The organism is Streptomyces sp. NPDC032721 (genome assembly GCF_055579625.1).
Genome location: NZ_JBVIMX010000003.1, coordinates 64,787 through 89,456, shown reverse-complemented (window position 1 = coordinate 89,456; position 24,670 = coordinate 64,787). Strand labels below are relative to the sequence as shown.

15 protein-coding genes are annotated in these 24,670 nt (G+C 70.5%); 7 read left to right on the top strand and 8 right to left on the bottom strand.

What is annotated here, in order from left to right:
* Positions 1 to 8 precede the first annotated feature (8 nt).
* The gene (locus ACZ5PB_RS08575) at positions 9 to 881 is read right to left on the bottom strand and encodes a helix-turn-helix domain-containing protein (protein WP_468689047.1); all 873 of its coding nucleotides are present in this window, start codon (positions 879 to 881) and stop codon (positions 9 to 11) included.
* 148 nt (positions 882 to 1,029) lie between these two features.
* On the opposite strand from ACZ5PB_RS08575, the gene ACZ5PB_RS08570 reads away from it, so the two are divergent.
* Positions 1,030 to 1,917 (top strand): alpha/beta hydrolase, encoded by an 888-nt coding sequence (locus tag ACZ5PB_RS08570; RefSeq protein WP_468689045.1) that lies wholly within the window; start codon positions 1,030 to 1,032, stop codon positions 1,915 to 1,917.
* A 688-nt stretch (positions 1,918 to 2,605) separates the two neighbouring features.
* On the opposite strand, the gene ACZ5PB_RS08565 is transcribed toward ACZ5PB_RS08570, so the two are convergent.
* Entirely contained in the window at positions 2,606 to 4,807 is a 2,202-nt protein-coding gene (locus ACZ5PB_RS08565) for an alpha-galactosidase (protein WP_468689044.1), read from the bottom strand.
* 193 nt (positions 4,808 to 5,000) lie between these two features.
* On the opposite strand from ACZ5PB_RS08565, the gene ACZ5PB_RS08560 reads away from it, so the two are divergent.
* Both ACZ5PB_RS08560 and ACZ5PB_RS08555 read left to right on the top strand, forming a co-directional pair.
* Positions 5,001 to 6,152: an ROK family transcriptional regulator gene (locus tag ACZ5PB_RS08560; RefSeq protein ID WP_468689042.1), complete on the top strand. Its 1,152-nt coding sequence runs from the start codon at positions 5,001 to 5,003 to the stop codon at positions 6,150 to 6,152.
* Between the two features lie 438 nt (positions 6,153 to 6,590).
* Complete coding sequence (locus ACZ5PB_RS08555; RefSeq protein WP_468689041.1) at positions 6,591 to 7,715, top strand: ricin-type beta-trefoil lectin domain protein; 1,125 nt, start codon at positions 6,591 to 6,593, stop codon at positions 7,713 to 7,715.
* A gap of 13 nt (positions 7,716 to 7,728) precedes the next feature.
* Here ACZ5PB_RS08555 and ACZ5PB_RS08550 read toward each other — a convergent pair whose 3' ends face one another.
* From ACZ5PB_RS08550 to ACZ5PB_RS08540, 3 genes are all read right to left on the bottom strand, one after another.
* Positions 7,729 to 10,071: a WD40/YVTN/BNR-like repeat-containing protein gene (locus tag ACZ5PB_RS08550; RefSeq protein WP_468689039.1), complete on the bottom strand. Its 2,343-nt coding sequence runs from the start codon at positions 10,069 to 10,071 to the stop codon at positions 7,729 to 7,731.
* Between the two features lie 687 nt (positions 10,072 to 10,758).
* Positions 10,759 to 11,772 carry a LacI family DNA-binding transcriptional regulator gene (locus tag ACZ5PB_RS08545; protein WP_468689037.1) on the bottom strand — a complete coding sequence of 338 codons (1,014 nt, stop codon included), beginning with the start codon at positions 11,770 to 11,772 and terminating at the stop codon, positions 10,759 to 10,761.
* Between the two features lie 331 nt (positions 11,773 to 12,103).
* A complete protein-coding gene (locus tag ACZ5PB_RS08540) occupies positions 12,104 to 13,573 on the bottom strand; it encodes a non-reducing end alpha-L-arabinofuranosidase family hydrolase (protein ID WP_468689035.1) in 1,470 nt (489 codons plus the stop codon).
* A gap of 799 nt (positions 13,574 to 14,372) precedes the next feature.
* Here ACZ5PB_RS08540 and ACZ5PB_RS08535 point away from each other — a divergent pair.
* Together ACZ5PB_RS08535 and ACZ5PB_RS08530 are read left to right on the top strand one after the other, a co-directional pair.
* Complete coding sequence (locus ACZ5PB_RS08535) at positions 14,373 to 16,529, top strand: glycoside hydrolase family 9 protein (RefSeq protein ID WP_468689034.1); 2,157 nt, start codon at positions 14,373 to 14,375, stop codon at positions 16,527 to 16,529.
* A 68-nt stretch (positions 16,530 to 16,597) separates the two neighbouring features.
* On the top strand, positions 16,598 to 18,040 hold the full coding sequence (locus ACZ5PB_RS08530; RefSeq protein ID WP_468689032.1) for an endo-1,4-beta-xylanase: 1,443 nt from the start codon (positions 16,598 to 16,600) through the stop codon (positions 18,038 to 18,040).
* A 104-nt stretch (positions 18,041 to 18,144) separates the two neighbouring features.
* On the opposite strand, the gene ACZ5PB_RS08525 is transcribed toward ACZ5PB_RS08530, so the two are convergent.
* Together ACZ5PB_RS08525 and ACZ5PB_RS08520 are read right to left on the bottom strand one after the other, a co-directional pair.
* The gene (locus tag ACZ5PB_RS08525) at positions 18,145 to 19,896 is read right to left on the bottom strand and encodes a glycoside hydrolase family 6 protein (protein WP_468689030.1); all 1,752 of its coding nucleotides are present in this window, start codon (positions 19,894 to 19,896) and stop codon (positions 18,145 to 18,147) included.
* A 349-nt stretch (positions 19,897 to 20,245) separates the two neighbouring features.
* Positions 20,246 to 21,541, bottom strand: coding sequence for an ROK family transcriptional regulator (locus tag ACZ5PB_RS08520; protein WP_468689028.1), 1,296 nt, complete (start codon positions 21,539 to 21,541; stop codon positions 20,246 to 20,248).
* A gap of 84 nt (positions 21,542 to 21,625) precedes the next feature.
* Here ACZ5PB_RS08520 and xylA point away from each other — a divergent pair, with 84 nt between their 5' ends.
* Positions 21,626 to 22,813, top strand: a complete 1,188-nt coding sequence (gene xylA / locus ACZ5PB_RS08515; protein WP_468689026.1) for a xylose isomerase — start codon at positions 21,626 to 21,628, stop codon at positions 22,811 to 22,813.
* A 3-nt stretch (positions 22,814 to 22,816) separates the two neighbouring features.
* Positions 22,817 to 24,220 (top strand): xylulokinase, encoded by a 1,404-nt coding sequence (locus ACZ5PB_RS08510; RefSeq protein ID WP_468689025.1) that lies wholly within the window; start codon positions 22,817 to 22,819, stop codon positions 24,218 to 24,220.
* 30 nt (positions 24,221 to 24,250) lie between these two features.
* Here ACZ5PB_RS08510 and ACZ5PB_RS08505 read toward each other — a convergent pair whose 3' ends face one another.
* The gene (locus ACZ5PB_RS08505; RefSeq protein ID WP_468689023.1) at positions 24,251 to 24,613 is read right to left on the bottom strand and encodes a DUF1304 domain-containing protein; all 363 of its coding nucleotides are present in this window, start codon (positions 24,611 to 24,613) and stop codon (positions 24,251 to 24,253) included.
* Positions 24,614 to 24,670 lie beyond the last annotated feature (57 nt).

Here is a 24,670-nt window from a genome sequence, read left to right as displayed (position 1 = left end):
CTCACCGCTCACGAAGGTTGCGGACTCTGGGCTGTGCCGTGGGCCAAATCGGCCAGTCGTTCCGCGTCTGAGGTGCAGGGTTCGGCCGACCAGAGCACGAGTTGCTGTTCTGGTGCACCGGCGTAGCGGAAGGTGTCCCAGTCGAGGGTGAGTTCGCCGACGCGGGAGTGGGTGATGCGTTTGCTGCCGAAGTCCTGGTGCGCGACGCGGTGCTCGGCCCACCAGACCCGGAATTGCTGATCGGCAACGGCCAGCTCGCCCACCAGAGCTGTGAGGGCTGGATCGGTCGGATTCGTTCCGGCTTCCATGCGCAGGACTTCGACGCATGTGCGGGCCACGTCTTCCCACTCCGGATAGATTTCGCGCATCACCGGGTCGGTGAAGACCATGCGGACGTAGTTGCGCTCGGGCTCGGGCACAGCCGCGAAGTCGCACAGCAGTTCCGCTGCCAGTGGGTTCCACGCGAGGATGTCGAGGCGTGGGCCGAAAACGATGGCGGGTGTACTGGTGAGCTGGCCGAGCAGCCGGGTCAGGTGCGGGTGCACTTTGGGGCGAGGGGACCGACGCGGCGTCTTGCGGTGTCCGGCCCGCGCAGCCTGGTCGACCAGGCCTTCCACGTACGTCCTCTGGTCGCCGTCCAGCCGCAGTTCCCGCGAGAGGGACTCAAGCACCGGCGGCGAGGGTGCCAGTCGGCCCTGTTCGATACGTACGTAGTAGTCGGTGCTGATCGCGGCGAGCTCGGCCACCTCCTCGCGGCGCAGTCCTTGCACTCGGCGCTGGGTGTGCGTGCGCTCGGGGAGCCCCACCTGCGCGGGTGTGAGCTCGCCACGGCGGTGCTTGAGGAACTCACCGAGCTCACGAAGGTGCGCGGAACCAGTCACTCCTCCAGCATGGCACCGCGGGAAAAGCTCTGCCTGGGAGAGATCCTTCCTAGGAAGCATCCCGACCTTCCTGAGCCCTCGCCGTCGGCCGGACAGTGGACACAGGCCCGCAGATCGCCGGCCAGCAGTGATCCCTCAGGAGCACCAAATGAGGACTGACGTCCGCTTCCCGACCAACGGCCTGCAGCTCGCCGGCCACCTCTACCTCCCCGACGGCGTCGAAGGACCGCTCGCCGCGATCGTCGTCGGCCACCCCACGACCGGAGTCAAGGAGCAGGCACCGGCGGCGTACGCCACACGCCTGGTCAAGGAAGGGTTCGCCGTCCTGACCTTCGACGCCGCCTTCCAGGGCGAATCCGAAGGCACGCCCCACGGCCTGGAAGACCCCTTCCAGCGTGCTGAGGACTTCCGTGCGGCGGTCTCCTTTCTCACCACCCGCCCCGAGATCGACCCCGACCGCATCGGTGTGATGGGCGTGTGCGGCTCCGGAGCCTACGTGCCCTACGCCGCCCAGACCGACCACCGGATGAAGGCTGTGGCCGGTGTATCCGGGACCGACGTTCCCAGCTTCTTCCGCGGCGCCGACCCCGAGGGCTGGCAGCAGATGGTGGCGAACTCCGGCAACCTCCGCAGCGCCGAGGCCGCCGGCGAGCCCGCGGCAACGTTTGCCGTGCTGCCGGAGAAGGCCGACGCCGAGACCCCCGCCCCGACGGCCGAGTTCGTCGACTACTACAAGACGCCCCGCGGCAGGCACCCGCGCTCCACGGGGGACCTGGTGGTGCGCAGCGCGGATCTTCTCGACCAGTTCGACTCATTCGCCGACGTCGCCAAGATCGCGCCTCGCCCGCTGCTCATGATTGCCGGCACCGAAGCGGTGACCCGCGGGTTCTCGGAGAAGGCCGTCGCCGACAGCCCCGGCAACGCCGAGCTGTTCCTCGTCGACGGCGCCACCCACGTCGATCTGTACGACCGCGACCGGTACGTGACTCCTGCCGTCGCCAAGCTGGTCGAGTTCTTCAGCAAGCACCTCGCCTGAGTCGGCAGGCATGAGCGCCCATCCAGCGGACGCCTCGTCCGCGCTGCGGGCAGGTCCCTTGGCCAGGGTGGGGTGTTCCCGGCGAGCGGCAGGCTGCCTAGTCTCGCGAAGGTGTGGTCGCACAGCCTCACGACGGTTGATCTCCACTGTGGCGGGGAGCGACCGTCGTTTTGCCGGTGTGGGCGTGTGCCCAGGCGTCGGCGGGCAGCGGGTCGGTGCCCAGGTGGCGGCGTATCACCGGCGCGTCCCGGTGGACTGCGGTCCACTCCGATTCCACGAGGTCGGCGAGTTCGGCGCTGTCGGATGTGCCGGGAAGGATGCTGGCGTCGAGCCGGACACAGGCTCAATGGCGTCTCCATGGTGTTGGTGGCGATGGCGGTGGCGGCGCGATTCCGGTGGTTCGCGTCCGTCGCCGCGGTGCGCGGTCTCGCATCGATCGGGGTTGCGCGCTGCTCCGGCGAGGTTGCGCGCAACCCCGGCGATCGGATGTCCTTCCGCAGGTGTTCATCACCTTCAGGCAAGGTGACGCACGAGATCGAAATGGCGGAGATCCCCCGCCCCTGCCCGGCCTTTTCCCACTCCACTCTCAACTCGGCTCTCTGGGCTCGCAGTTCTGCGCGGCAGCCCGGCACGGGAGGCTTCCACGCCGGGCCCCCGTCCTCGGCGGGCTCATCCGTGTTCCACGGGCTCAGAGGTCGGCACGTCGTGCCTCCACGAGGACCGCCCGTTCCGGGAACAGCACGGGTGCCTGGACGCCTACCGTCTCCAGGACGTACCCCGACAGTTCCATCCGCTCGTCGCGCCACCAGGGCAGGTCCGTCCGGGTCGGCCCCTCCGGGCAGTCCCCGGACGCGAGCGGTGCCAGCCGGTACACGGCGCTCGGGTCCAGTCCCGGGAGGCGGACGCGGCCGGGCGGCGACTGCGCGCTGGTGGCCGTCTGTACGAAGGCGTAGACGGCGTGGGAACGGTCTGCCGCGACGACGCCGTGCAGCCACAGGGCGGGGTCCGGGTGGTCGCCACGGACGACGGTGCCGGAATGCAGCAGCGGCCGCAGCTTCTTGTACGCCGTGATCCACTGCGCGAGCCGGGCGCGTTCCTCGGTGGTGGCGAGGGTGAGGTCCCACTCGATGCCGAAGTGACCGAACAGGGCGGTCGCCGCCCGGAAGTCGAGGGTGTGCGAACGGCCCGTGGTGTGGGCGACGGGCGCCGACACGTGCGAGCCGAGCAGCTCGGGCGGCAGCAGAAGGGAGGTCCAGCGCTGGATCTGCTGGCGTTCCAGGGCGTCGATGCAGTCGCTGGTCCACACCCGGTCGGTGCGCTCCAGGATGCCCAGGTCGATCCGGCCGCCGCCGGAGGAGCAGGACTCGATCTCCAGATCCGGCCGACGGGCGCGCAGTTCGTCGATGAGCCGGTACACGGCGAGGGTCTGCGCGTGCACCCCGGGTGTGCCGAGCGGGCTGTGCCCGGCCTCGACCAGGTCGCGGTTGTGGTCCCACTTGATGTAGGCGATGCCGTACTCGCCGACGAGGGTGTCCAGGCGTTCCAGCAGGTAGGCGTACGCCTCGGGGTGACCGAGGTCGAGAACCTGCTGATGGCGGGAGAGCGGCGGGGTGCGCCCGCCCGCGGCCATGATCCATTCCGGGTGGGCCCGGGCGAGGTCGGAGTCCGGATTGATCATCTCGGGCTCGAACCAGAGCCCGAACTCCATGCCCAGCGCGTGCACATGGTCCACCAGCGGGTGCAGGCCCTTGGGCCACACGTTCTTGTCGACGTACCAGTCGCCGAGTCCGGCCGTGTCGTCGCGGCGGCCGCGGAACCAGCCGTCGTCCAGGACGAACCGTTCCGCCCCGGCCTCGGCCGCCGCGTCGGCCAGGGCCTTCAGTTTGTCCTCGTCGTGCTGGAAGTAGACGGCCTCCCAGGTGTTCATGGTGACCGGGCGGGGCGAGCGGGGGTGGTGGGCGCGGTCGCGGAGGTAGCCGTGGAAGCGTCCGGCGAGTTCGTCCAGGCCGCGTCCGTAGGATCCGTAGATCCAGGGCGAGTCGTACGTCTGGCCCGCCGCGAGCCGGATCTCGCCCGGCAGCAGGCTCTCGCCTCCGCCAAGCAGGCGCACGCCCGCCGGGGTGCGCTCGGCCAGGGATCGGTGGTTGCCGCTCCAGGCGACGTGCGTCCCCCACACCTCACCGGTACGGAACCCGAATCCGCTCTCGCCCGCGACCTGGACCAGTGTCGCGTCGATGCCGGTGCGGCCGCGCCAGTTCTCCCGTACATGGGTCCCGACGGTGAACTCGTGCCGCTGGGGGCTGCGTTCGCGCAGGTGGCGGCCGGTGAGGTCGAGCAGTTCGGTGGCGTGGGCGGGAACGGGCAGGGTCAGCAGCAGACCGTTCAGGGTGAAGGGGCGCTCGCTTTCGTGGCTGCCTTCACGGTCGTTTTCATGGCCGCCTTCGTGGGTGAGGGTGGCCCGCTGGCGGACCAGGCCGGAGCGCGTCAGTTCGATCTCCAGCAACAGGGCCAGGCGCGCGTGTTCGTCGGCGGCTTCGACGGTGAGGCGGTGGGCGAGGGGCCCGTCGCCGGTTTCGGGACGCAGGGAGCGGACGGTGAAGGCCGTCGAGAAGTCCTGTCCGTCGCGGTGCCCGGTGAGCCCGGGGGTGCCGAGCCAGCCGACGGACTGCTGCGGCAGCACGGTGAAGGGAACCGGGGCATCGAGGGAACCGGACACGGGCTGCTGCGCGTCGGCGAGAGCCAGGCAGGCCAGGGCGTCGCCGGAGAGTTCACCGAGGTCGGCCCCCCAGTGAACGACCCGCGGGAGCAGGCCGCCGGAGCAGTCCAGGACGAGGCTCGTCCCGGCGGCACGGAAGTGGAGGAGGTCATGGTCGTGCGAGCGCGCGGGCATGTGTCTCCTTGGGATGGTGCGCGGACGGACGCAAGAAACTTTCGCCATGGAACCTATCCGCCGTCAACCCCCGCGAGCAGCAAGGCACTTCAGGGCGGAGACTGCCAATTAATTTCGCAGAGAAAATAATTCGCCGATATGGGACGCTGAGCCTCACCCAGCCGACCGGCCCTGCTTCGCGGAGGTAGCACCGTTGGACGCCACCCCAGCGCCCTCGACCCGGATGACCGGCGCGGCCCGCGCCGTCGTCCTCGAAGTGCTGCTGCGCGGGCCCGTCTCCCGCAGCCGGATCGCACAGCGGCTGGGCCTGTCGGCGGGCAGCCTCACCCGGCTCACCAAGCCGCTGGTCGACGCGGGGCTGCTGGTGGAGGAGGACGGCGGACCGGACCGGGAGAGCCGGGCGGGGCGCCGGAGCCGACCGCTCGCCGTCAACCCGGCCGCGTACCACTTCCTCGGCGTCAAGGTGACCGGCGACGCGGTGCACGCGGTCCTCACGAACCTGCGCGCAGAGGCCCTCACCTCGGCGCACAGGCCCCTGACGGACCAGGGTCCGGCTTCGGTCGTGGCGGCCGTACGGGAGTTGGCGGACGAACTCACCGCCGGAGGGCCGCCGGTCAGCAGGGTCGGTGTCAGCCTCGGCGGCCTCGTCCGCGAGCACACGACCGTCGTCACGGCGCCCTTCCTGGGCTGGACCGGCGAAGTACTGCTGGGCGGCCTGCTCTCCAGGACTCTTGGTCTGCCCGTCGTCGTGGACAACGACCTGCTGGCTCTGACCCGGGCCGAGCACTGGTTCGGCGCGGCGCGCGGCCACGACCGGTGTGCGGTCCTGACCATCGGCAGCGGCATCGGATACGGCCTGGTCATGCACGACACCGTCGTCGACAGCCCGGACGCCGGGATCGGGCTGCTCGGCCATGTCCCCCTCGACCCGCTGGGGCCGCTGTGCCCGGACGGCCACCGGGGCTGTGCCACAGCCATGTTGACGGAGTCGTCACTGTGCGCCGCCGTCGCCGTGGGTCTGCGGCGACCGGTGTCGTACGAGGAGTGCCTCGGCCTGGCCGCGAGTGGGGACCCGGTGGCCGCGCGGGTCGTCACGGACGCCGGACGCGCCCTCGGCCGTCTGGTGGCGGCGATCGCCAACTTCACACTGGTAGGTACGGTCGTGCTCGCGGGTGAAGGCGTACGGCTGGCCGAGGTGGCCCGTGCGGCCGTTGACGAAGCAGTGCGCGATGGCCGCGCCCCGGGTGCCGCCCCGGTCCAACTGGACGTACGGCAAAGCGACTTCACCCACTGGGCACGCGGCGCGGCGACCACCGCGATCCAGGCTCACATCCTCGGCATGTAGCCACGCCGCCGCCCTGCCCCGGCGTGAACGAAGGCATGTCCGCGGCGGCATGTCCACGGCCGGCCGAGGCGGCCCGTACGGCAGAGGCGGAGGCCGAACACCGCCGCCCCCGGGGAGGCGCCCGGCACCCTCCGGATCTGAGATCCGGACCCGGCAACCGCGCTGACTTCGCCGTCCTTTGCGCATTCCGTTGACGCTCCGCAGGCGCCTCAGTACGGTACGCCTCAGGTTTCCGGCCCACCGACCATTGTTCGATATTTCGATCCCCCGGAAGTACCGCCCGCCCGCCTCGCCCGACGCCGACCAACCGGCAGGCACCCGGCAGGCACCCGGCAGGAGTCGCAGTCAACGAGAGAGAGTCCACAGATGACAGGCATACGCACGGCCGCAAGCGTTCCGCGGTGGAGACACAGCAGGCGTGCAGGAGTGTTCGGCGCGGTGACCGCCCGGCTGACGGCACTCCTGTCCACGCTCGGGGCCGCCGCCCTCGTCGCCACGGCCCTCGGGGCGACCTCCGCCGTCGCCGCACCCTCAACGCCCTCCGCAGCGAACACCCCCTTACGCGTCATGCCGTTGGGCGACTCGATCACCTGGGGGGAGGGCAGCAGCACGGGCAACGGTTACCGGGGACCGCTGTGGGACGCACTCACGGCGAACGGCCGCCCGGTGGACTTCGTCGGCAATGTGCGCGGCGGGCCGATGCCCGACCCCGACAACGAGGGTCACCCCGGATACAGCGTCAGCCACATCGCCGCGCTCGCAGACGCCTCGCTGACCCGCCACCGGCCCAACGTCGTGACCCTGCACATCGGGACCAACGACCTCCAGGGGGCCACCGAGGCCCACACAGCTGTCGCCCGGCTGACGTCCCTGGTCGACCGGATCACCGCCTCCGCCCCCGACGCGACGGTCCTGCTCGCCTCCCTGGTGGTGTCCGCCAGCCCGTCGGAGGAGCAGCACCGGGGTGCGTACAACCAGGGTGTCTCCCGCATCGTCAAGAACGCCCAAGCGGTGGGCAAGCACGTGGCCTTCGTGGACATGAGCGGCCTGACCACGGCCGACCTCGCCGACCCCCTGCACCCCAACGACGCGGGTTACCGGAAGATGGCCGACGCCTTCCGCCAAGGCATCCTGGCCGCCGACGGCGCGGGCTGGCTGAGGAACCCCGCTCCCGCCGCCGCACCCGTACGGTCCGGCATCGCGGGCGCCTGTCTGGACGTCGACGGCGCGAACACCGCCGACGGGACCCCCGTCCAGATCTGGCGCTGCGGCGGCGGCGCCCAACAGCTCTGGTCCGCCTACACCGACGGCACCCTGCGCTCCCTGGGCAAGTGCCTCGACGTCTCCGGCCGGGGCACCGCCAACGGCACGCCGGTACAGCTCTGGACCTGCCACGGCGGCGCCAACCAGGTCTGGCAGCCGTACGCCGGCGGCTACCGCAACCCCGCCTCCGGCCGCTGCCTCGACGTGCCGGGCTCCACCACGGCCGACGGCACCCGGCTCCATCTGTGGGACTGCCATGGCGGCGTCAACCAGAAGTGGACCGCGCTGACCGCCGGATGACGCCGCCTGCCGGCTACTTCGGGTCGCCGTAGATGACGCCCCGTCCGTTGGTGCCGACGTACACCCGGCCGTGGATGCGGGGATCTCCGGTGATGGTGTTACCGGTCCACCCGTACTGGTGCCGGTCGTCGTTGACACGCATCCAGGTCCGGCCCGCGTCGTCGGACCGGAAGATGCCACGCACGCCGCCGATCCTGGAACTGGTGAAGACGGCGGGGTACGTGGCACCCGGTGCGGCCTTGCCGAAGCCGACGGTGTCTCCCTCGTCCACCGCCGTGAGCCGGGTGAAGGTCTTTCCCGCGTCGGTCGAGCGCCACATCCCGTACGGCGTGGGAGCGGCGGACCTGCTGGTGCCGCCCGCCAGCCAGACGTCGCCCTCGTGGCCCGGCACCGCCTTGAAGCGGACGTTGCCCGCGGTGGGCAGGCCGCCGGCCGCCGTGGCCGTGAAGGTCCGGCCGCCGTCCGTGCTGGCGTAGAAGACCCCTGCGGCGTACCCGTAGAACCTGGCGGGGTTCACCCGGTCCGAGCGCACCGGGGCCCCGGCAGGCAGTCCCTTCGAGGCCGTCCAGGTCGCCCCGAGGTCGTCGGACCAGCTGACCGGGGCGCCGGCCGGGGACCAGACGACGCGCCTGCCGTCGGCGCTGACGGCGACGGCCTGGTCCTCGGCGCCGGGCCCGGTGAGTCCGGCCGGTTCGCTGCCCGACGGCTTCCAGGTGTCGCCGCCGTCGGTGGAGACGGCGAAGTGCTGCGTCCAGCCGCTGGTGGGGTGGCCGACGCGTACGAGGGTGTGGGGCGCCAGTTCCGCGAAGTCCAGGGCCGGGGTGCCGCCGAAGGTGGGGCTGTCGTACATCTTCGGCGCCCTGCGGAAGTCCGTGTGCCGGAAGCCGCCGACGTCACCTATGCCGGAGAAGAGGTGCGCGCGGCCGGCGGGCGGGCTGATCAGGCACATGACCGCCGTCTCCTCCAGCCCGTGGGCCCGAACGGACAGGTGCACCTTGCCCCCTCTGTCCCAGTCCTTGAGGTTGTCCGAGCCGTAGATCGTCGCCCCCGTTCCGTACAGGAAGTGGTCCGGGTCGAAAGGGTCGATCTGGACGGATTCCATCATCCAGCCCAGCTTGGGGGCGGTTTCCGGCGGCTTCGGGGTGGCGTTCCAGGTCAGCCAGGGGGCGTCGGAGATGTTCATGTCGTAGCGCAGCCGGCGTTCGGTCTGCGAGGTCCAGTCCCACGCCCGTGTCCAGGTGGCCCCGCCGTCGGTGGAGCGGAAGAGGATGCAGTCGGGGGACCAGCTGACCTGGGTGGACACCATGAGGGTCCGCGGGTTCTGCCGGTCGATGGTCAGGCCGCTGTAGCCGTAGGTGTTGTCGGCGCTGGTGGAGGGCACCGGGCTGATGCGGGTCCAGGTGTCGGTGGCGGTGTCGAGCTTCCACACGTCGCCCTTGGCGCCGTCGTAGGGGCCGGCGGTGTCGCTGGTCGCCAGGTAGAGGAAGCCGCCGACGTGGTCGAAGAGCGCGTGGTGCGGGATGAAGCCGGTGGGCTGGCCGGGGACGCGCTCCCAGGTGGCACCGGCGTCGGTCGACCGGTAGAGGATGTTGTTCTTGTCGGCGACCGTGACGTAGAGCGTGCGGGTGGCCTTGCCTGCCCGTGCGGTGCGCTTGTCGAAGACGACTTGCAGCACGCCCAGGTTGTCGCCGTTGGGGCCGTCGGGGTCTGTGGGATCCGGAACGAAGTTGCCCGCGTTCGGGAAGTTGTCGACCTTCGCGAAGGTCTTGCCGTGGTCGGTGCTGCGCCACAGGCCGTGGCCTCCGCGCACGCCGAGGTAGAGGATGCGGTTGCGGTTCGGGTCGATCACCAGGCGTTCGCCGATCCCCCGCCCGGGCATGTTGCCGCCGAGGCGGAACGGCAGGGGGGTGGTCTTCCAGGTGCGACCGCGGTCGGCCGAGCGCAGGATCGCCGCCATGCTCGGGTCCCAGTCGGGGAGGGTGTAGGTGCCCGCCGCCAGGTAGACGCGGTCGGGGTCGGCCTCGTCCGTGGCGATGCTGATGATGCCGGTGTGGCCGTACCGGTCCCAGCTGATCCAGTCGGTGAGGGGGACCCAGCGCCGGGTCGCCCGGTCGAGGCGGTAGGCGCCACCGATGTCGGTACGGGCGTACACCAGTCCGCGCTCGCGCTGGTTGAAGACGATGCCGCTGACGAAGCCGCCGCCGACGATCTCGGCGTTGCCGAAGGTGTACGGGATACGTCTGGCCGCTCCGGACGGCACGGCTGACGTGGTGGCGGGGGCGAGCACCGGAAGCACGGCGGCGGCCGTGCCGGCGGCGAGGAGTCCTCGCCGGGACAGGTGGGGTGCTAAGGACATGGGGGGTCCTGCCTTTCTGGTGTGTTCGTGGGGCCGTCCGAGTCATGTGCGGCCCTGGGGGCCTGTGCTGGCGATGTGTCCGTGCGGCGGCGGTGGCGACGTGCACGTGCGGCGGTGCTGGCGGCTTTGACTCACGCTCCCGGGAGCCGGGGCAGATCGACACGGAGCCGTGCGGTCGAAGGAGGTTCAGAAGGCTGGAGAAGGCGTGTGTCGATGCGCTTCAACACTTCGGTGACAGTAGCGATGCGGTTCCGGGGAAGACAACAGGTCGTCACGGAGAACTTCTGGGTCCGAACGGGGCCGAGGGTGACTTCACTCGGCCTTTCACGGCGGCTTCACCACCTCGGAGCTGGGAACATGCGCGCGTGCTGGGGGCAACCGCGGGTGCCGTCGAACGGGCGCACAGGCAGGCTGCGGCTCCTGCTGGACCCTGCGCAGGCAACACGAGAATTTCGAAGCGCTTCGAGTGAGGCGGACGGAAAGGAGTTCCTCCCGGCGAGGGCCGCTCCAGAACGCGTCAGGTGATCCAGCTGCGGTGCCGCGAAGGGACCGCCTGCCCCCGTCGCACTCTTCGCGGTCCTGTACGTAACGGGGCTACCCGCGCCGGGAGTTGGCGCACTCCCCCGTTGCCGAGGGCATGGCGGTGCCGTATCCGGCGGGGCGGTCGGACCCCGCCACGCCGGCCCGTCACCCTCCTGTGGGCGCCGGTCCGCTGCTCGCCCGGGCGACGAGTTCGGGCTCAAGGAGGAAGACCTCGCCATCGCCTTCACCCGCGATCTTGGCGACGAGACGCTCTACGGCCTGGCGTGCCATCTCGCGCGCGGGGATGGTGACGGAGGTCAGCCGGATCGAGCCCTGGAGAGCCACCTGCTCCGGGCAGACGGCGACCACCGAGATGTCCTCGGGCACGGCGCGTCTGTCCTGACGCAGCAGGCTGAGCAGGGGTTCCAGCGCCTGCTCGTTCTGTACGACGAAACCCGTGACACCGGGACGTTCGGTGAACACCTGCCCCAGGGCCCCGGCCACTGCGGCGTACGACCCCTCGCACGGGCGGTGCAGCACCCGCAGACCGAGCTCCTGCGCACGGCCGCGCAGGCCCTCGATGGTGCGCTCGGCGAAACCGGTCTTGCGCTCGTACACGGCCGGAGCCTCACCGATCACGACGATCTCGCGGTGCCCCAACTCGGCCAGGTGCGTCGCGCACAGCGCCCCGGCCTCGGCGAAGTCGAGGTCCACGCAGGTGAATCCACCGGGCTCGGCGGGAAGGCCGATGAGCACGGCGGGTCGCCCGCTCGCGCGCAGCAGGGGGAGCCGGGCGTCGTCCAGCTCCACGTCCATCAGGATGATCGCGTCGGCAAGCCCGCTGCCGACCACGCGCTGTACGGCGGCGGGCCCCTCCTCACCGGTGAGCATCAGAACGTCGAAGCCGTGCTCCCTCGCATGGGTGGCTACGGCGATGGCGATCTCCATCATGACCGGTACGTACATGTCCGTACGCAGCGGCATCATCAGCGCGATGATGTTGGACCGGCTGCTCGCCAGTGCCCTCGCCCCGGCGTTCGGGTGATAGCCGAGTTCCTGGATACTGCGTTCGACCCGTTGCTTCGTGACTGCGGAGATGGTCCGCTTGCCGCTGAGGACGTAACTCACGGTGCTGGCCGAGACTCCTGCATGCTGCGCCACTTCAGCAAGGGTGACCATCGGATTCTCCCCCATAAGGAAGCGCTTCAACAGCGCACTTAGCCTATATTGTCGCGGCTAAGGCGCACCATAGCGTCAGTTGCGGAGACCTGTCCAGGCAATACCATTGAAGCGCTTCACCTGGCGATCCGAACACCTTCGGCAAGGGCAACGGCCTCACCGGCCTGGAGCTCACCGGCAAGGACGGCCAAAGGAGATCGCGGCTCCCGTGGTGCGCCGCGCGGCCCTGGCGGGGGGGGGGGGAAGGCCTGGCCGGCGCCGTGCCCGGGCGGGCCCGGGCTTCCCGCGGAGCCCGTCACGCGGGCTCCGCGGAGGACTCGTGTCAGCGCCGTCAGCGGCGCATCGTCAGCAGACCCGGGCGGTACGGGAGGAGTCCGTAGTCGACACCGTCCGAGTTGGGGCTGCGTCCTTGGTAGAGCAGCTGCAGATTGCAGGGATCGACGGTCATGGTCTGGTCGGGGCCGGTGCGGAGCAGTTCGCCGTGGCTGATGTCGTTGGTCCAGGTGGCGCCGCTGTTGGCCTTGCCTGCGAAGGGGTTGCTCTCCGTCGCGGCCTGGGGTGTCCAGGAGCCGTTCAGGCTGGTGGCGGTGAACGAGCGGAAGTAGCGGCCCTGCGAGCCGATCGCCTCGACGATCATGAGGTAACGGTTCTGGCCCTGGAGCTTGTAGACCTGCGGGGCCTCGAACAGGTTGTTGGTCGTGTCGCTCATGATCGTCGTGTACGACGAGCCGAAGCTGCCCGGGAAGTTCCCGATCGGCATGCTGGCCCGGTAGATCTTGCCGTTGTCACCGGCGAAGAACAGGTACATGTTCGTCCCGTCACCGATGATCGTCTGGTCGATGGGTCCTGTTCCCGGGCCGCTGATGCTTCCGGAGAAGAGCTCGTGCGGCGCTGACCAGCCGTTGGGGTTGGTGGGGTCGCTCGACGTCCGGTAGGAGAAGGTGGTCGCACCCCACTGGTAGGTGAGTACCCAGATGTTCTTCGGCGCGAAGTAGAAGAGCGTGGGCGCGACCGTGCCGGACGACATCGTGTTCTGGCCGGCCGAGCCCATCTCCGACCAGTTGGTGAACGGACTGAAGTTCATCGAACCCCACTTCGTCCCCGTGTCGTGCGTCGTCGCGTAGACGAGCTGCTTGCCGTTGTAGGGGACGACGGTGAAGTCCTTGAGCGAGACCCATCCCGGCTTGGGCTGGGCCAGCGCGCCCGTCGATGTCCAGCGGTACGTCGAGGGAAGATCGCACGGGCCGGAGTTGCCGCCGCCGGCCTTTACGAGCTGCCACTGCTGGTTGGCGCCGCCCCAGTCGTCGTACTGGACGACGTTCGCGTTGTCGGCCGGGGAGGCGCCCTGCACTTCGAGGGCCTTGCCGCTGTGGCGCGCGAGGAACCTCACATAGCCGTCCGAGCTGTCGCTCAGCCGCCACTGCTGGTTGGTGCCGTTGAGGTCGGCCCACTGAACGACCGGGCCGCCGTTGGCAGTCGACCGGTTGTGGACGTCCAGCACCTTCCCGGAGTGGCGGGACTTGATGCGGTAGTTGCCGCCGCCGGAGTCGACGAACTGCCACTGCTGCTGGTTCTGGTCGTTCCTGGTCCACTGGGTGATGCGCGCGCCGTCGCCGGTCGCCAGGTTGTGGACGTCCAGGGCCTTGCCGCTGTGGCGGTTGACCAGCACGTACCAGGCGTTGGTGTCGACGGTCGCCGCGGCGGCGGGCGGGGCACCGAGGACGGTGGCCGCGAGCAGCAGGGGTGCGAGGACGGCGAGCAGGCGTCTGAGGTGGAACAGGGGCCGTTGGTGTAACCGCATCGGAAGACCTCCTGGGGGGTGGGGCGGGGGTGAGGTGACCTTGATGCACCGCGGAGCGGCCGCGGCGGGATCAGGGGGGGGCGGGACGGGGGAGAGCCGGCGCACCTGCCGACGCATCGGCGCTCTGTGCGCGCTCCGGCTGGAGTACTTCGCCGTGGCCGGGATGAGGGAGACTTCCGGGTGGCGGCTGCCGCTTCGGGTCCGAAACTTTTCCGGAACGTTCTCGAATCGCTGACGCCACAAGTTAGGAACACGAGGCCTTCGGGTCAAGACCTACGACCGATCTGCCGCCAACGGTGCTGCCCCCGGCCGCTTGACCAGCAGGTCGGGCGGAACGGCAACTCTCCGAAAACTTTCGCGGCGGTCCTCGCCCCACGCGTCCGCGCTGCGGAGAGGGAGGGTGGCCAGGCGGCGTCCGCCCGGTCTTCACAGCGACAACTCCCGTATGTGTCCGCACTGTTGACGCTCACACAGCACGTCGCTACTGTCCCACTCGAATTAATCGACGTACCGACCACCGTTCGATATTTCGAATTGAAGCGCACCTCCCCGGCGTTGACCACGGTGCCACCGGGCACCGAGAACGCCTCCACGGAGTCGCTGCGGGTCGCCACCGGTATGTGCTCATCCAGGGAGCATCCACTCCGCCGGCCTGCGCCGCTTCCGCTCCTTCACCTCCGCCAGCCCCACCGGCACCTGGTTCCCCACACGGCTGCCCCCGCAGCCGCCTGCCGCGGCGGAGGACCTGCTCACCCGGACCAACTCCACCTGGTGAACACCCTCGACACAGGAGCCGCTCATGTCCTCCCCCTCTTTATTGCGCCATCCCAGACGCCTCGCCACCGCCCTGGTGGCGGGTTCCCTCCTCGTCGGCGGACTCCTGTCCGCCCCTTCCTCCACGGCAGCCGTCCCCTCCGCGGCGGCGATCACCGCGGTACGCGTCAACCAGGTCGGCTACCTGCCGGACGGTCCCAAGCGCGCCACCGTGGTCACCACTGCGGCACAGTCGCTCGCCTGGCAGTTGCGTGACGCCTCCGGGACGGTGGTCGCCTCCGGTGCGACCGTCCCGCGCGGCGCGGACGCTCCCTCCGGGCAGTCCGTCCAGGTGGCCGACTTCTCCTCGTACCGGGGTTCCGGATCGGGATACGTCCTGGCGGTGGACGGCACCGGCAGCGTCCCCTTCGACATCCGTACCAACCTGTACGACGGGCTGCGCTCCGACGCGATGGCGTTCTTCCACCACCAGCGCAGCGGCATTCCCATCGACGCCTCCCTGGTGGGCTCCGCCTACGCCCGACCGGCCGGGCACCTAGGTGTCGCGCCCAACAAGGGCGACACCTCCGTTCCGTGCCAGGCAGGTGTGTGCGACTACACCCAGGACGTCCGGGGTGGCTGGTACGACGCGGGTGACCACGGCAAGTACGTGGTGAACGGCGGCATTTCCGTCTGGCTGATGGTCAACTCCTTCGAGCGGGCCAAGCGGGCCGGCAAGGAAGCGGCGCTCGGCGACTCGACGCTCAAGGTCCCCGAGCGCGGCAACGGCGTACCCGACGTCCTGGACGAGGCGCGCTGGGAACTCGACTTCCTGATGCGGATGCAGGTGCCCGGGGGCAAGCCGTACGCGGGCATGGCGTTCCACAAGGTCCATGACGCGGAGTGGACCGCCATGCCGACGCTCCCCGAGAAGGACGCCCAGCCGCGCGAGCTGCACCGGCCGTCCACGGCGGCGACCCTCAACCTCGCGGCGGCCGCGGCGCAGTGCGCCCGCGTCTTCCGGCCCTACGACGCCGCGTTCGCCGACCGCTGTCTGACGACCGCGCGTCGAGCCTGGGCGGCGGCCCAGGCCAACCCGGCCCTGTTCGCACCGGATTCGGACAGTACGGGCGGCGGTGCCTACGGCGACGCCGTGGTCACCGACGAGTTCTACTGGGCGGCGGCCGAGCTGTACGCCACGACCGGCGACAGCGGCTACCGGGATGCGGTCACCGGCTCCACCTGGCACACCTCCCCGACCGCCTTCTCCGACTACGGATTCGGCTGGGCGGACACGGCCGCGCTCGGCCGGCTCACCCTGGCCACCGTTCCCCACGGGCTGCCCGCCGCGGACCTGACCCGCGTCCGTTCCTCGGTGACGTCCGCCGCCGACCGCTACCTGTCCAGGATGGGCAGCCAGGGCTACGCGGTGCCCGTCCCGGCGGACGGATACTTCTGGGGTTCCAACGGCGAGGTCGCCAACGACGCGATCGTCCTGGCCGTCGCCGGAGAACTGACCGGCAACGAGCGCTACCGCACCGGCGCCCTGGAGGCGATGGACTACCTGCTCGGCCGCAACGCCCTCGGGCAGTCCTACGTTTCCGGCTACGGCGAGACGTCCTCGCGCAACCAGCATCACCGCTTCTGGGCGCACCAGTTGGACGCCTCGCTGCCCCACCCCCCGGCGGGGTCGCTCGCGGGCGGTCCCAACAGCGGGCTCCAGGACCCGGTGGCGAAGGAGAAGCTGTCGGGCTGTGCGCCCGCCGCCTGTTACGTCGACGACATCGGCTCGTACTCCACCAACGAGGTGGCGGTGAACTGGAACGCCCCGCTGGCCTGGCTCGCCGCCTACGCCGCCGAGCGGACCTCCACCGTCGAACCACCCGCCGGTGCCTGCGCGGTGACGTACAAGAACGACAACGTCTGGAGCACGGGTTTCACCGCGACGGTCACCGTCAAGAACACGGGCACGAATTCCGTGGACCGCTGGAAGCTGAGCTGGACCTACCCGGCAGGCCAGCGCGTCACCAGCGCCTGGAACGCGACCGTCGCCCAGGACGGCACCACCGTCGTCGCCACTGGCACCGACTGGAACCGAACCATCGAACCCGGTGCGAGCGCGAGCTTCGGTGTCCAGGGGACGTACAGCGGAGCCAACCCCTCCCCCACCGCCTACAGCCTCAACGGGAGTACCTGCACCTGAGCCGCGGGACTGCCCTTCTGTTCCGCCTTGTTCCCCCTCCCCCTGATGTCAACTCTGGAGGCACAGTCATGTCCTCACATGCCACTCCCCCGCCCGCCGTCCGCCGGAAGAGAGGCGTTCTGCTCACGGCACTGGCCGTCGGCGTCCTCGGCGCGTTCACCGCACCGCTCACGTCACCGACCGCACACGCCGCCGAGAGTGCGGCCGAGAACACCCTCGGTGCCGCGGCGGCGCAGAGCGGTCGCTACTTCGGCACCGCCATCGCCTCGGGCAGGCTGGGTGACTCGACGTACTCGGCAATCGCGAACCGCGAGTTCAACTCGGTGACGGCCGAGAACGAGATGAAGATCGACGCCACCGAACCCCAGCGCGGCCAGTTCAACTTCACCGCCGGTGACCGCGTCCACAACTGGGCCGTGCAGAACGGCAAGCAGGTGCGCGGCCACACCCTGGCCTGGCACTCCCAGCAGCCCGGCTGGATGCAAAGCCTCAGCGGCAGCACGCTGCGCCAGGCGATGGTCGGCCACATCAACGGCGTGATGGCCCACTACAAGGGCAAGGTCCCCCAGTGGGACGTCGTGAACGAGGCCTTCGCCGACGGCAGTTCGGGAGCCCGGCGGGACTCCAACCTGCAACGTACCGGCAACGACTGGATCGAGGTCGCCTTCCGCGCCGCGCGCGCCGCCGACCCGGCCGCCAAGCTCTGCTACAACGACTACAACGTCGAGAACTGGACCTGGGCCAAGACCCAGGCCATGTACGCCATGGTCAAGGACTTCAAGCAGCGCGGCGTACCCATCGACTGCGTCGGCTTCCAGTCGCACTTCAACAACGACAGCCCCTACCACAGCAACTTCCGCACCACCCTGCAGAACTTCGCCGCTCTCGGCGTCGACGTGGCCGTCACCGAACTCGACATCCAGGGCGCGTCCCCCACCACCTACGCCAACGTGACCAAGGACTGCCTGGCCGTCGCACGCTGTCTCGGCATCACCGTCTGGGGCGTGCGCGACACCGACTCCTGGCGGCCCGAGCACTCGCCCCTGCTGTTCAACGGCGACGGCAGCAAGAAGCCCGCCTACACCGCCGTCCTCGATGCGCTCAACTCCGCCTCCACCACGCCCCCTTCGGGTTCCGGACAGATCAGGGGCGTCGCTTCCGGCCGCTGCCTGGACGTGCCGGGCGCCACCACCACCGACGGCACCCAGGTCCAGCTGTGGGACTGCAACAACAACACCAACCAGCAGTGGTCGCACACCGCCGCCGGCGAGCTCAGGATCTACGGCAACAAGTGCCTGGACGCCGCAGGCACCGGCAACGGCGCCAAGGTGCAGATCTACAGCTGCTGGGGCGGCGACAACCAGAAGTGGCGCCTCAACTCCGACGGTTCCATCGTCGGAGTCCAGTCCGGCCTCTGCCTCGACGCCGCCGCAGCCGGCACGGCCAACGGCACCCTCGCCCAGCTCTACTCCTGCTCGAACGGAGGCAACCAGCGCTGGACGCGCACCTGAGGGAGCCTGACGGGAACCTGTAGGAACCCGAACCGGCCCGAAGGCCCCTTTCCCCGGCGTGCACACCGGGGAAAGGGGCCTTCGGCACACCCGTCAGGACGCGGTCACAGCGCCGGATGGGCGTTCTTCAACAGCTCCTGGAACTGGGCGGAGAACCACTGCCCCGCCAGCGGCGCGTTCGGCAGCGCGCCGGACATGCTGTGCCCGTTGCGCGGGTTGCCGGTGTACGTCGGGTCGCACATCCGGTCGAAGCCCTTGCCCTCGTCGTTCGGGATCTCCTTGCTCCCGCCGTCGGACTCGCCCGGCGGCTTGGCCCACACGTACGCGTCGATTCCCGCCGCGGGCGCGGTCGTCGGGCGTTCGCCGAGGCCCGCCCCGGACTGGTTGCACCAGTTGCCGAGGTGGATACGGCGGTCGTAGCGCCCGCCGTCGACGTAGGTGTCCACACTCGTCCTCGGACCGGGCCCGGCCGGTCGTGCCGTACCGCCCCAGCCGTTGCGGGAGGTGTCGATCAGCATGCCGAGGCCGGCGTCGAAGCCGAGCGTGACCAGCTTGGCGCGCATGGCCTGCGCGTAGCTCAGCTCGTCGGTGTACCGGTTCCAGTCCACCCACTTGGACTGGCGCACGGAGGTTCCGTTGACGCTGTCGCCGATGGCGAAGTGGTCTTCCTTGAGGGCGCTGAAGTTGGCGGTGTTCACGATGAAGCCGTGGACGTCGGCGAGGGTCGCGCCCTCGGTGGTGGCGGCCTCCTTGAACATCTCGGCGGAGGCCGTGAAGTTGTCGTCCCAGCCGAGCCAGCCGTGGTGTCCGGCGTCGACGTAGTTGTAGACGTTGGGGACGTCGCCCAGCTTGTTGAGCGCGTACCCGACGCCCTTCTGGTAGTTGCCGTTCGCCTTCATCACGTCGCAGGCGGGGGTGACGGTGGGGCGGGGGGTGGTGTTGGTGACGAGGTTGGGCAGCGAGTCGATCTCCACCATCGTGACGATGCGCAGGCCCGCGTACTTGGGGTCGGCGAGGATCGCGACGAGCGGGTCGATGTACTCGCTCTTGTACCGGCCGATCTCGGTCGGGCCGAGCTCCCCGTTGGAGGCGAGTGCGGAGCAGTCGCGGCCGGGCAGGTTGTAGACCACCAGCTGGACGGTGAGTTCTCCCGTCCCCTTCTGCTTCAGGGCCTCGTCCAGGTGGGCTCTCAGGCCCATGGTGGTGGCGCTGCCCTTGACGGCGGCGATGCGGTCCAGCCAGACGGCGGTCGGCTGGTTGGCGACGGCCGCACCGCCCGGCTCGGCGGCGGCCTTCGCTGACCACTGCGGGTTCACGTAGGACTTCGCGCCCGCGTAGGGGTTGTCGACCCGCTTGCCGGGCGGGTCCGTGGGGCCGGGGCCCGGGTCCGTACCGCCGTTGCAGGTCACGCCGTTGAGCTTGAAGGTCGCGGGCACGGCGTTCTCGCCGCTGTTGCCGGCGTTGAAGCCGAAGGAGGCGGAGCCGCCCGTGCCGAGGTTCCCGTTGTACGAGGCGTTCGTGGCGGAGACGGCCTTGCCCGTCTGGCTGAGGGTGGCGTTCCAGCCCTGGGTGATCTTCTGGTCACCGGTGTAGACCCATTCCAGGGTCCAACCGGTGACCGGTAAGCCGTTGTTGGTGACGGTGACGTTCGCGCCGAAACCGCCGTTCCACTGATTCTGGATCTTGTAGTCGACGGTGCAGGCGGGCGCGGCCGCACCGGCTGCTCCCGATGCCGGCCCGGTTGCCACGGCCGTGACCCCGGCCGCCATGAGCAGGGCACAGGCCGCCGCCAGCCCCGCACGGCCGCGCGTGGCCGGAGCCGGGGACTTCGAAGGCGGGCTCAGAGGGGAATTCATGGAGTGATGCATGAGCGACTCCTGACAGCTGAGGTGCTCCTGACGGGGCACCTAGTGAAGGGGACCGCTCCCACTGGTGAGGCAGACCGTAGCGCCACGTGGCGTCAAGCAACAGAGGCGTCACCGACTTTCACTGCCGTAGCACTGTCGAATATCTTCGACTCTTCACGCTTCTTGACCGCGGAACCCCCTTGCCTCAACAGTGGGAGCGCTCCCACTGGTGCAAGGCTTGAACACACGGCCCGCTGCGCAACCAGCACGCAACGGGCTTCCGGCACGCGGAGGAGGGAGGTCCCGGGGCCCGCGGGGACCCGCTGCCCATGCGGCGGGTCCCCGCGGACTTCGGCGCTCAGTCCAGCAGTTCGTACGGTGTGGCCAGCGCCCGCCGCAGCACCGAGCCCGCGGCCCCCCGCAGTGCGGCGGTCGCCCCCAGCTCCGAGAAGACCGCGCGGTCGGCAGCGATGAGACCCGGGGCGAAGTCGTCGAGGCTGCTGAGGAGCGCGGGGCGCAGCCATGCGGCGAGCGTCGCGAAGTGCCCGCCGAGCACCACGGCCGAGAGGTCGACGAGGCGTGCCGAGGACACCACCGCGATCCCGAGACAGTGCCCCGCGTGTGCGACGGCGGCGAGCGCCCGTGCGTCGCCTGCCGTGAGGGCGGACCGCAGCACGCTCATGCGTTTTGCGGTCGTGCTGCCGCCGTCGGTGATTCCCGCCGCGGCGAGGATCGCCTCCTGGCCGGCGACGGTTTCGAGGCAACCGCGGCCTCCGCACGAGCAGCGCCGGCCGCCCGGTTCGACGACGACGTGTCCCACTTCGCCCGCATGTCCGCCGGGGCCGGAGAACAGCTCCGCCCCCAGGACCAGGCCGCCGCCGACGCCGACTTCGCCCGACACGAACAGATAGGAGCCGAGCGATGCCCCGCAGCCGTACCAGAGTTCGGCGAGGGATGCGCTGTCCGCCTCGTTGGAGAGGACGGCACCGAAGGGCGTCGGCGGGGCGAGGCGGGTGAGCGCGGTGCTCAGATCGGCGTTCCGCCACGCGAGATTGGGGGCTGTCAGTACGGTCCCGCGCCCCGGGTCCACGAGGCCGGGGACGGCGAGTCCGCCGCCGAGGAGGGTCATCCCCGCGTCGGTGGCCCGGGCCGAGCAGCGTGCGACGAGTTCCGACAGTTCCGCGAGGACTTCGTCCGGGGCGCGGTTCCGGTTGGCGGCCTCGGCCACTTCGTGGAAGCGCAGTTGTCCGTGCAGGTCCACGATGCCTGCCGCGAGGTAGTCGACGTTCACCTCGGCGCCGACCGCGCCGCGTCGCGGATCGAGGGCCAGGCCCACCCCGGGCCGGCCCCGCCCGCCGGCCCGGGTCACGCCGAGTTCCTCGGCCAGCCCTGTTGCCAGGAGGTCGGTCACCAGGCTGGAGACCGCGGCCTTGGTGAGGCCGGTGGCTGCGGCGATGTCCGCCCGGGACGCGGGGGCGTCCGGCCCGATGCGCGCGAGCACGAGGGCGAGATTGCGTCGCCGTACGTCGGTGACCCGGCCGGGCGCCGGGATGCGCGCCGCGCTGTCGTCCTGCCCCTGCACATGCGTCCCTTCGGTGGTGCTGTCCGCGTCCGGCCGTGCCGCACGATCGTTGACAAGTTCACCACGGTCCATATAGTTCAGACCCAATACTAATTCTGCCTCTGCTCGGAAGTGCTTCTCCCGCGGCAGAGGACGAGCCCGGATGAGGTGTCTGGCATGACTCTGCTCCCCACCGCCGCGGACAAGTTCGCCTTCGGCCTGTGGACCGTCGGCTGGACGGGCAACGACCCGTTCGGCGCCCCGACCCGTGCCGCTCTCGACCCGGTCGAGGCCGTTCACCGGCTCGCCGACCTCGGCGCGTACGGCATCACGTTCCACGACAACGACCTGATCCCGTTCGACGCCTCCGCGGGCGAGCGCGAGCGCATCCTGAGCGCCTTCCGCACCGCGCTGGAGAAGACGGGCCTCCAGGTCCCGACGGTCACCACGAACCTCTTCAGCCACCCCGTCTTCAAGGACGGCGGCTTCACCTCGAACGACCGCTCGGTGCGCCGCTTCGCGCTCGCCAAGGTGCTCCACACCATCGACCTCGCCGCCGAGTTCGGCGCCGGGACCTTCGTCATGTGGGGTGGCCGCGAGGGCTCGGAGTACGACGGCTCGAAGGACCTCGCCGCCGCGCTCGACCGCTACCGCGAGGGCGTGGACACCGCCGCCGCGTACATCAAGGACAAGGGGTACGGTCTGCGGATCGCCCTGGAGCCCAAGCCGAACGAGCCGCGCGGCGACATCCTCCTGCCGACCGTGGGCCACGTCCTCGGGTTCATCGCGCGGCTGGAGCACGGCGACATCGTGGGCGTCAACCCGGAGACCGGGCACGAGCAGATGGCCGGACTGAACTTCACGCACGGCATCGCGCAGGCGCTGTGGGCGGACAAGCTCTTCCACATCGACCTCAACGGCCAGCGCGGCATCAAGTACGACCAGGACCTCGTCTTCGGGCACGGCGACCTGACCAGCGCGTTCTTCACGGTCGACCTCCTGGAGAACGGCTTCCCGGGCGGCGGCCCCCGCTACGAGGGCCCGCGCCACTTCGACTACAAGCCCTCCCGCACCGACGGGTACGACGGCGTGTGGGAGTCCGCCCGCGCCAACATGGCCACCTATCTGCGGCTCAAGGAGCGGGCGGCGGCGTTCCGCGCCGACCCGGAGGTCCAGGAGGCGTTGCGTGCCTCGGGTGTGCACGAGCTGTCCGAACCGACGCTCGCCGCCGGGGAGTCGGCGGCGGACCTGCTCGCCGACGCGTCCGCGTTCCGGGAGTTCGACGTCGAGAAGGCCGCCGCGCACTCCTTCGCGTTCGTACGCCTCAACCAGCTGGCGATCGAGCACCTGACCGGCGGACGCTGACCGATGGCCGATCTCGTTGCCGGAGTCGACAGCTCCACCCAGTCCTGCAAGGTCGTGGTACGGGACGCCGCGACCGGTGCGCTGGTGCGTTCGGGCTCGGCCCGCCATCCCGAGGGCACCGAGGTGCATCCCGACGCGTGGTGGGAGGCACTTGAGGCCGCGATCGGGGCGGCGGGCGGCATCGACGATGTGGTCGCCGTCTCGGTGGCCGGCCAGCAGCACGGCATGGTCTGTCTCGACAGGGACGGCGCGGTCGTCCGCCCGGCGCTGCTGTGGAACGACACCCGCTCGGCCGGTGCCGCCACGGCACTGATCAGCGAGGCGGGCGGCGGCGACGTCGCCGCCGGGGCCCGCTGGTGGGCCGAGGCGACCGGAACCCTTCCGGTCGCCTCCCTCACCGTGGCCAAGCTGCGGTGGCTGGCCGACCACGAGCCCGGGAGCGCCGCGCGGACGGCCGCCGTGTGCCTTCCGCACGACTGGCTCACCTGGCGGCTCGCGGGGCACGGCCCCGGTTCGGGCGCGCTGGACGCATTGCGGACGGACCGCTCGGACGCCTCGGGCACGGGGTACTGGTCGCCGTCGACGGGGACGTACCTGCCCGACGTTGTCGCCCGTGTCCTCGGGCACGGCCCGGTGCTCCCCCGGGTCCTGGGTCCGCTCGAAGCGGCGGGCCGTACGCCGGGGGGCGCGCTCCTCGGTCCCGGCGCCGGGGACAACGCGGCGGCCGGGCTCGGGGTCGGCGCGTCGGTGGGCGACGTGGTCGTCTCCATCGGCACCTCGGGCACCGTGTTCGCCGTCGCCGACCGGCCGACGGCGGACCCCTCCGGGCTGGTGGCGGGTTTCGCCGACGCCACCGGCCACCATCTCCCGCTCGTGTGCACGCTCAACGCCTCACGCGTGCTCGACGCGACCGCGGCCGTGCTCGGTGTCCCGCTGGACGAGCTGACCTCGCTGGCGCTCTCCGCACCGGCGGGGGCGGGGGGCCTCACCCTGGTGCCGTACTTCCAGGGGGAGCGCACCCCCAACCTGCCCGATGCCACCGGTTCGCTGCACGGCATGACGCTGGAGAACTTCACGCCCGCCCACCTGGCCCGTGCCGCCGTCGAGGGCATCGTGTGCTCCCTCGCCGACGGGCTGGCCGCGCTCACCTCGCAGGGCGTCCCGGCCGAACGGATCGTCCTGGTCGGCGGCGGGGCGCGCTCGGCCGCCGTGCAGGAGGTGGCCGCCGCGGTCTTCGGGCTTCCCGTACTCGTCCCCGAGCCGGGTGAGTACGTCGCCGACGGCGCCGCGCGACAGGCCGCCGGTGTGCTCCTCGGGCACTTCCCCACCTGGGAGCGCGCGGGCACGCGCACGGTGACCGCGCCCGCCACTCCCGAGGTCCTGGACCGCTACCGGTCCGCGCGCTGACTGCCCTGTACCCCTGCCCCTGCCCCCGCCTCAGCGGGCGAGGAGCACCAGCGCGAGTACGACGAGCGCGGGGACGGTCTGCACGAAGAGGATCTTGCGGGACGACGTCGCGGCGCCGTAGAGCCCGGCCACGGCGACACAGGCCAGGAAGAAGACCCGCACCTGAAATCCGACCGGATCGGAGGCGAAGGCACCCCACAGGAGTCCGGCTGCCAGGAACCCGTTGTACAGGCCCTGGTTGGCGGCCATCGCCTTGGTCGAAGCCGCGAACTCCGCTGTCGTACCGAAGGCGGCCCGGGCCCGGGAGCCGGTCCACAGGAACATCTCCAGAACCAGGATGTAGAGGTGCAGGAGGGCGAGAGCGACAACCGCAATAGCGGCGATAACTGACATAGCGGTCATGTTATGTCAGGCCCTGTGCGTCCCGCGCCCTGCCCCCCGCGCCCCGTC

What these genes read in the sequence shown, in the direction of transcription:
- ACZ5PB_RS08570 (WP_468689045.1), top strand. Translation starts at nt 1,030, where the DNA reads ATGAGGACTGACGTCCGCTTCCCGACCAACGGCCTGCAGCTCGCCGGC.
- ACZ5PB_RS08565 (WP_468689044.1), bottom strand. Translation starts at nt 4,807, where the DNA reads ATGCCCGCGCGCTCGCACGACCATGACCTCCTCCACTTCCGTGCCGCC.
- ACZ5PB_RS08550 (WP_468689039.1), bottom strand. Translation starts at nt 10,071, where the DNA reads ATGTCCTTAGCACCCCACCTGTCCCGGCGAGGACTCCTCGCCGCCGGC.
- ACZ5PB_RS08545 (WP_468689037.1), bottom strand. Translation starts at nt 11,772, where the DNA reads ATGGTCACCCTTGCTGAAGTGGCGCAGCATGCAGGAGTCTCGGCCAGC.
- ACZ5PB_RS08540 (WP_468689035.1), bottom strand. Translation starts at nt 13,573, where the DNA reads ATGCGGTTACACCAACGGCCCCTGTTCCACCTCAGACGCCTGCTCGCC.
- ACZ5PB_RS08535 (WP_468689034.1), top strand. Translation starts at nt 14,373, where the DNA reads ATGTCCTCCCCCTCTTTATTGCGCCATCCCAGACGCCTCGCCACCGCC.
- ACZ5PB_RS08530 (WP_468689032.1), top strand. Translation starts at nt 16,598, where the DNA reads ATGTCCTCACATGCCACTCCCCCGCCCGCCGTCCGCCGGAAGAGAGGC.
- ACZ5PB_RS08525 (WP_468689030.1), bottom strand. Translation starts at nt 19,896, where the DNA reads ATGAATTCCCCTCTGAGCCCGCCTTCGAAGTCCCCGGCTCCGGCCACG.
- ACZ5PB_RS08520 (WP_468689028.1), bottom strand. Translation starts at nt 21,541, where the DNA reads ATGGACCGTGGTGAACTTGTCAACGATCGTGCGGCACGGCCGGACGCG.
- xylA (WP_468689026.1), top strand. Translation starts at nt 21,626, where the DNA reads ATGACTCTGCTCCCCACCGCCGCGGACAAGTTCGCCTTCGGCCTGTGG.
- ACZ5PB_RS08510 (WP_468689025.1), top strand. Translation starts at nt 22,817, where the DNA reads ATGGCCGATCTCGTTGCCGGAGTCGACAGCTCCACCCAGTCCTGCAAG.
- ACZ5PB_RS08505 (WP_468689023.1), bottom strand. Translation starts at nt 24,613, where the DNA reads ATGTCAGTTATCGCCGCTATTGCGGTTGTCGCTCTCGCCCTCCTGCAC.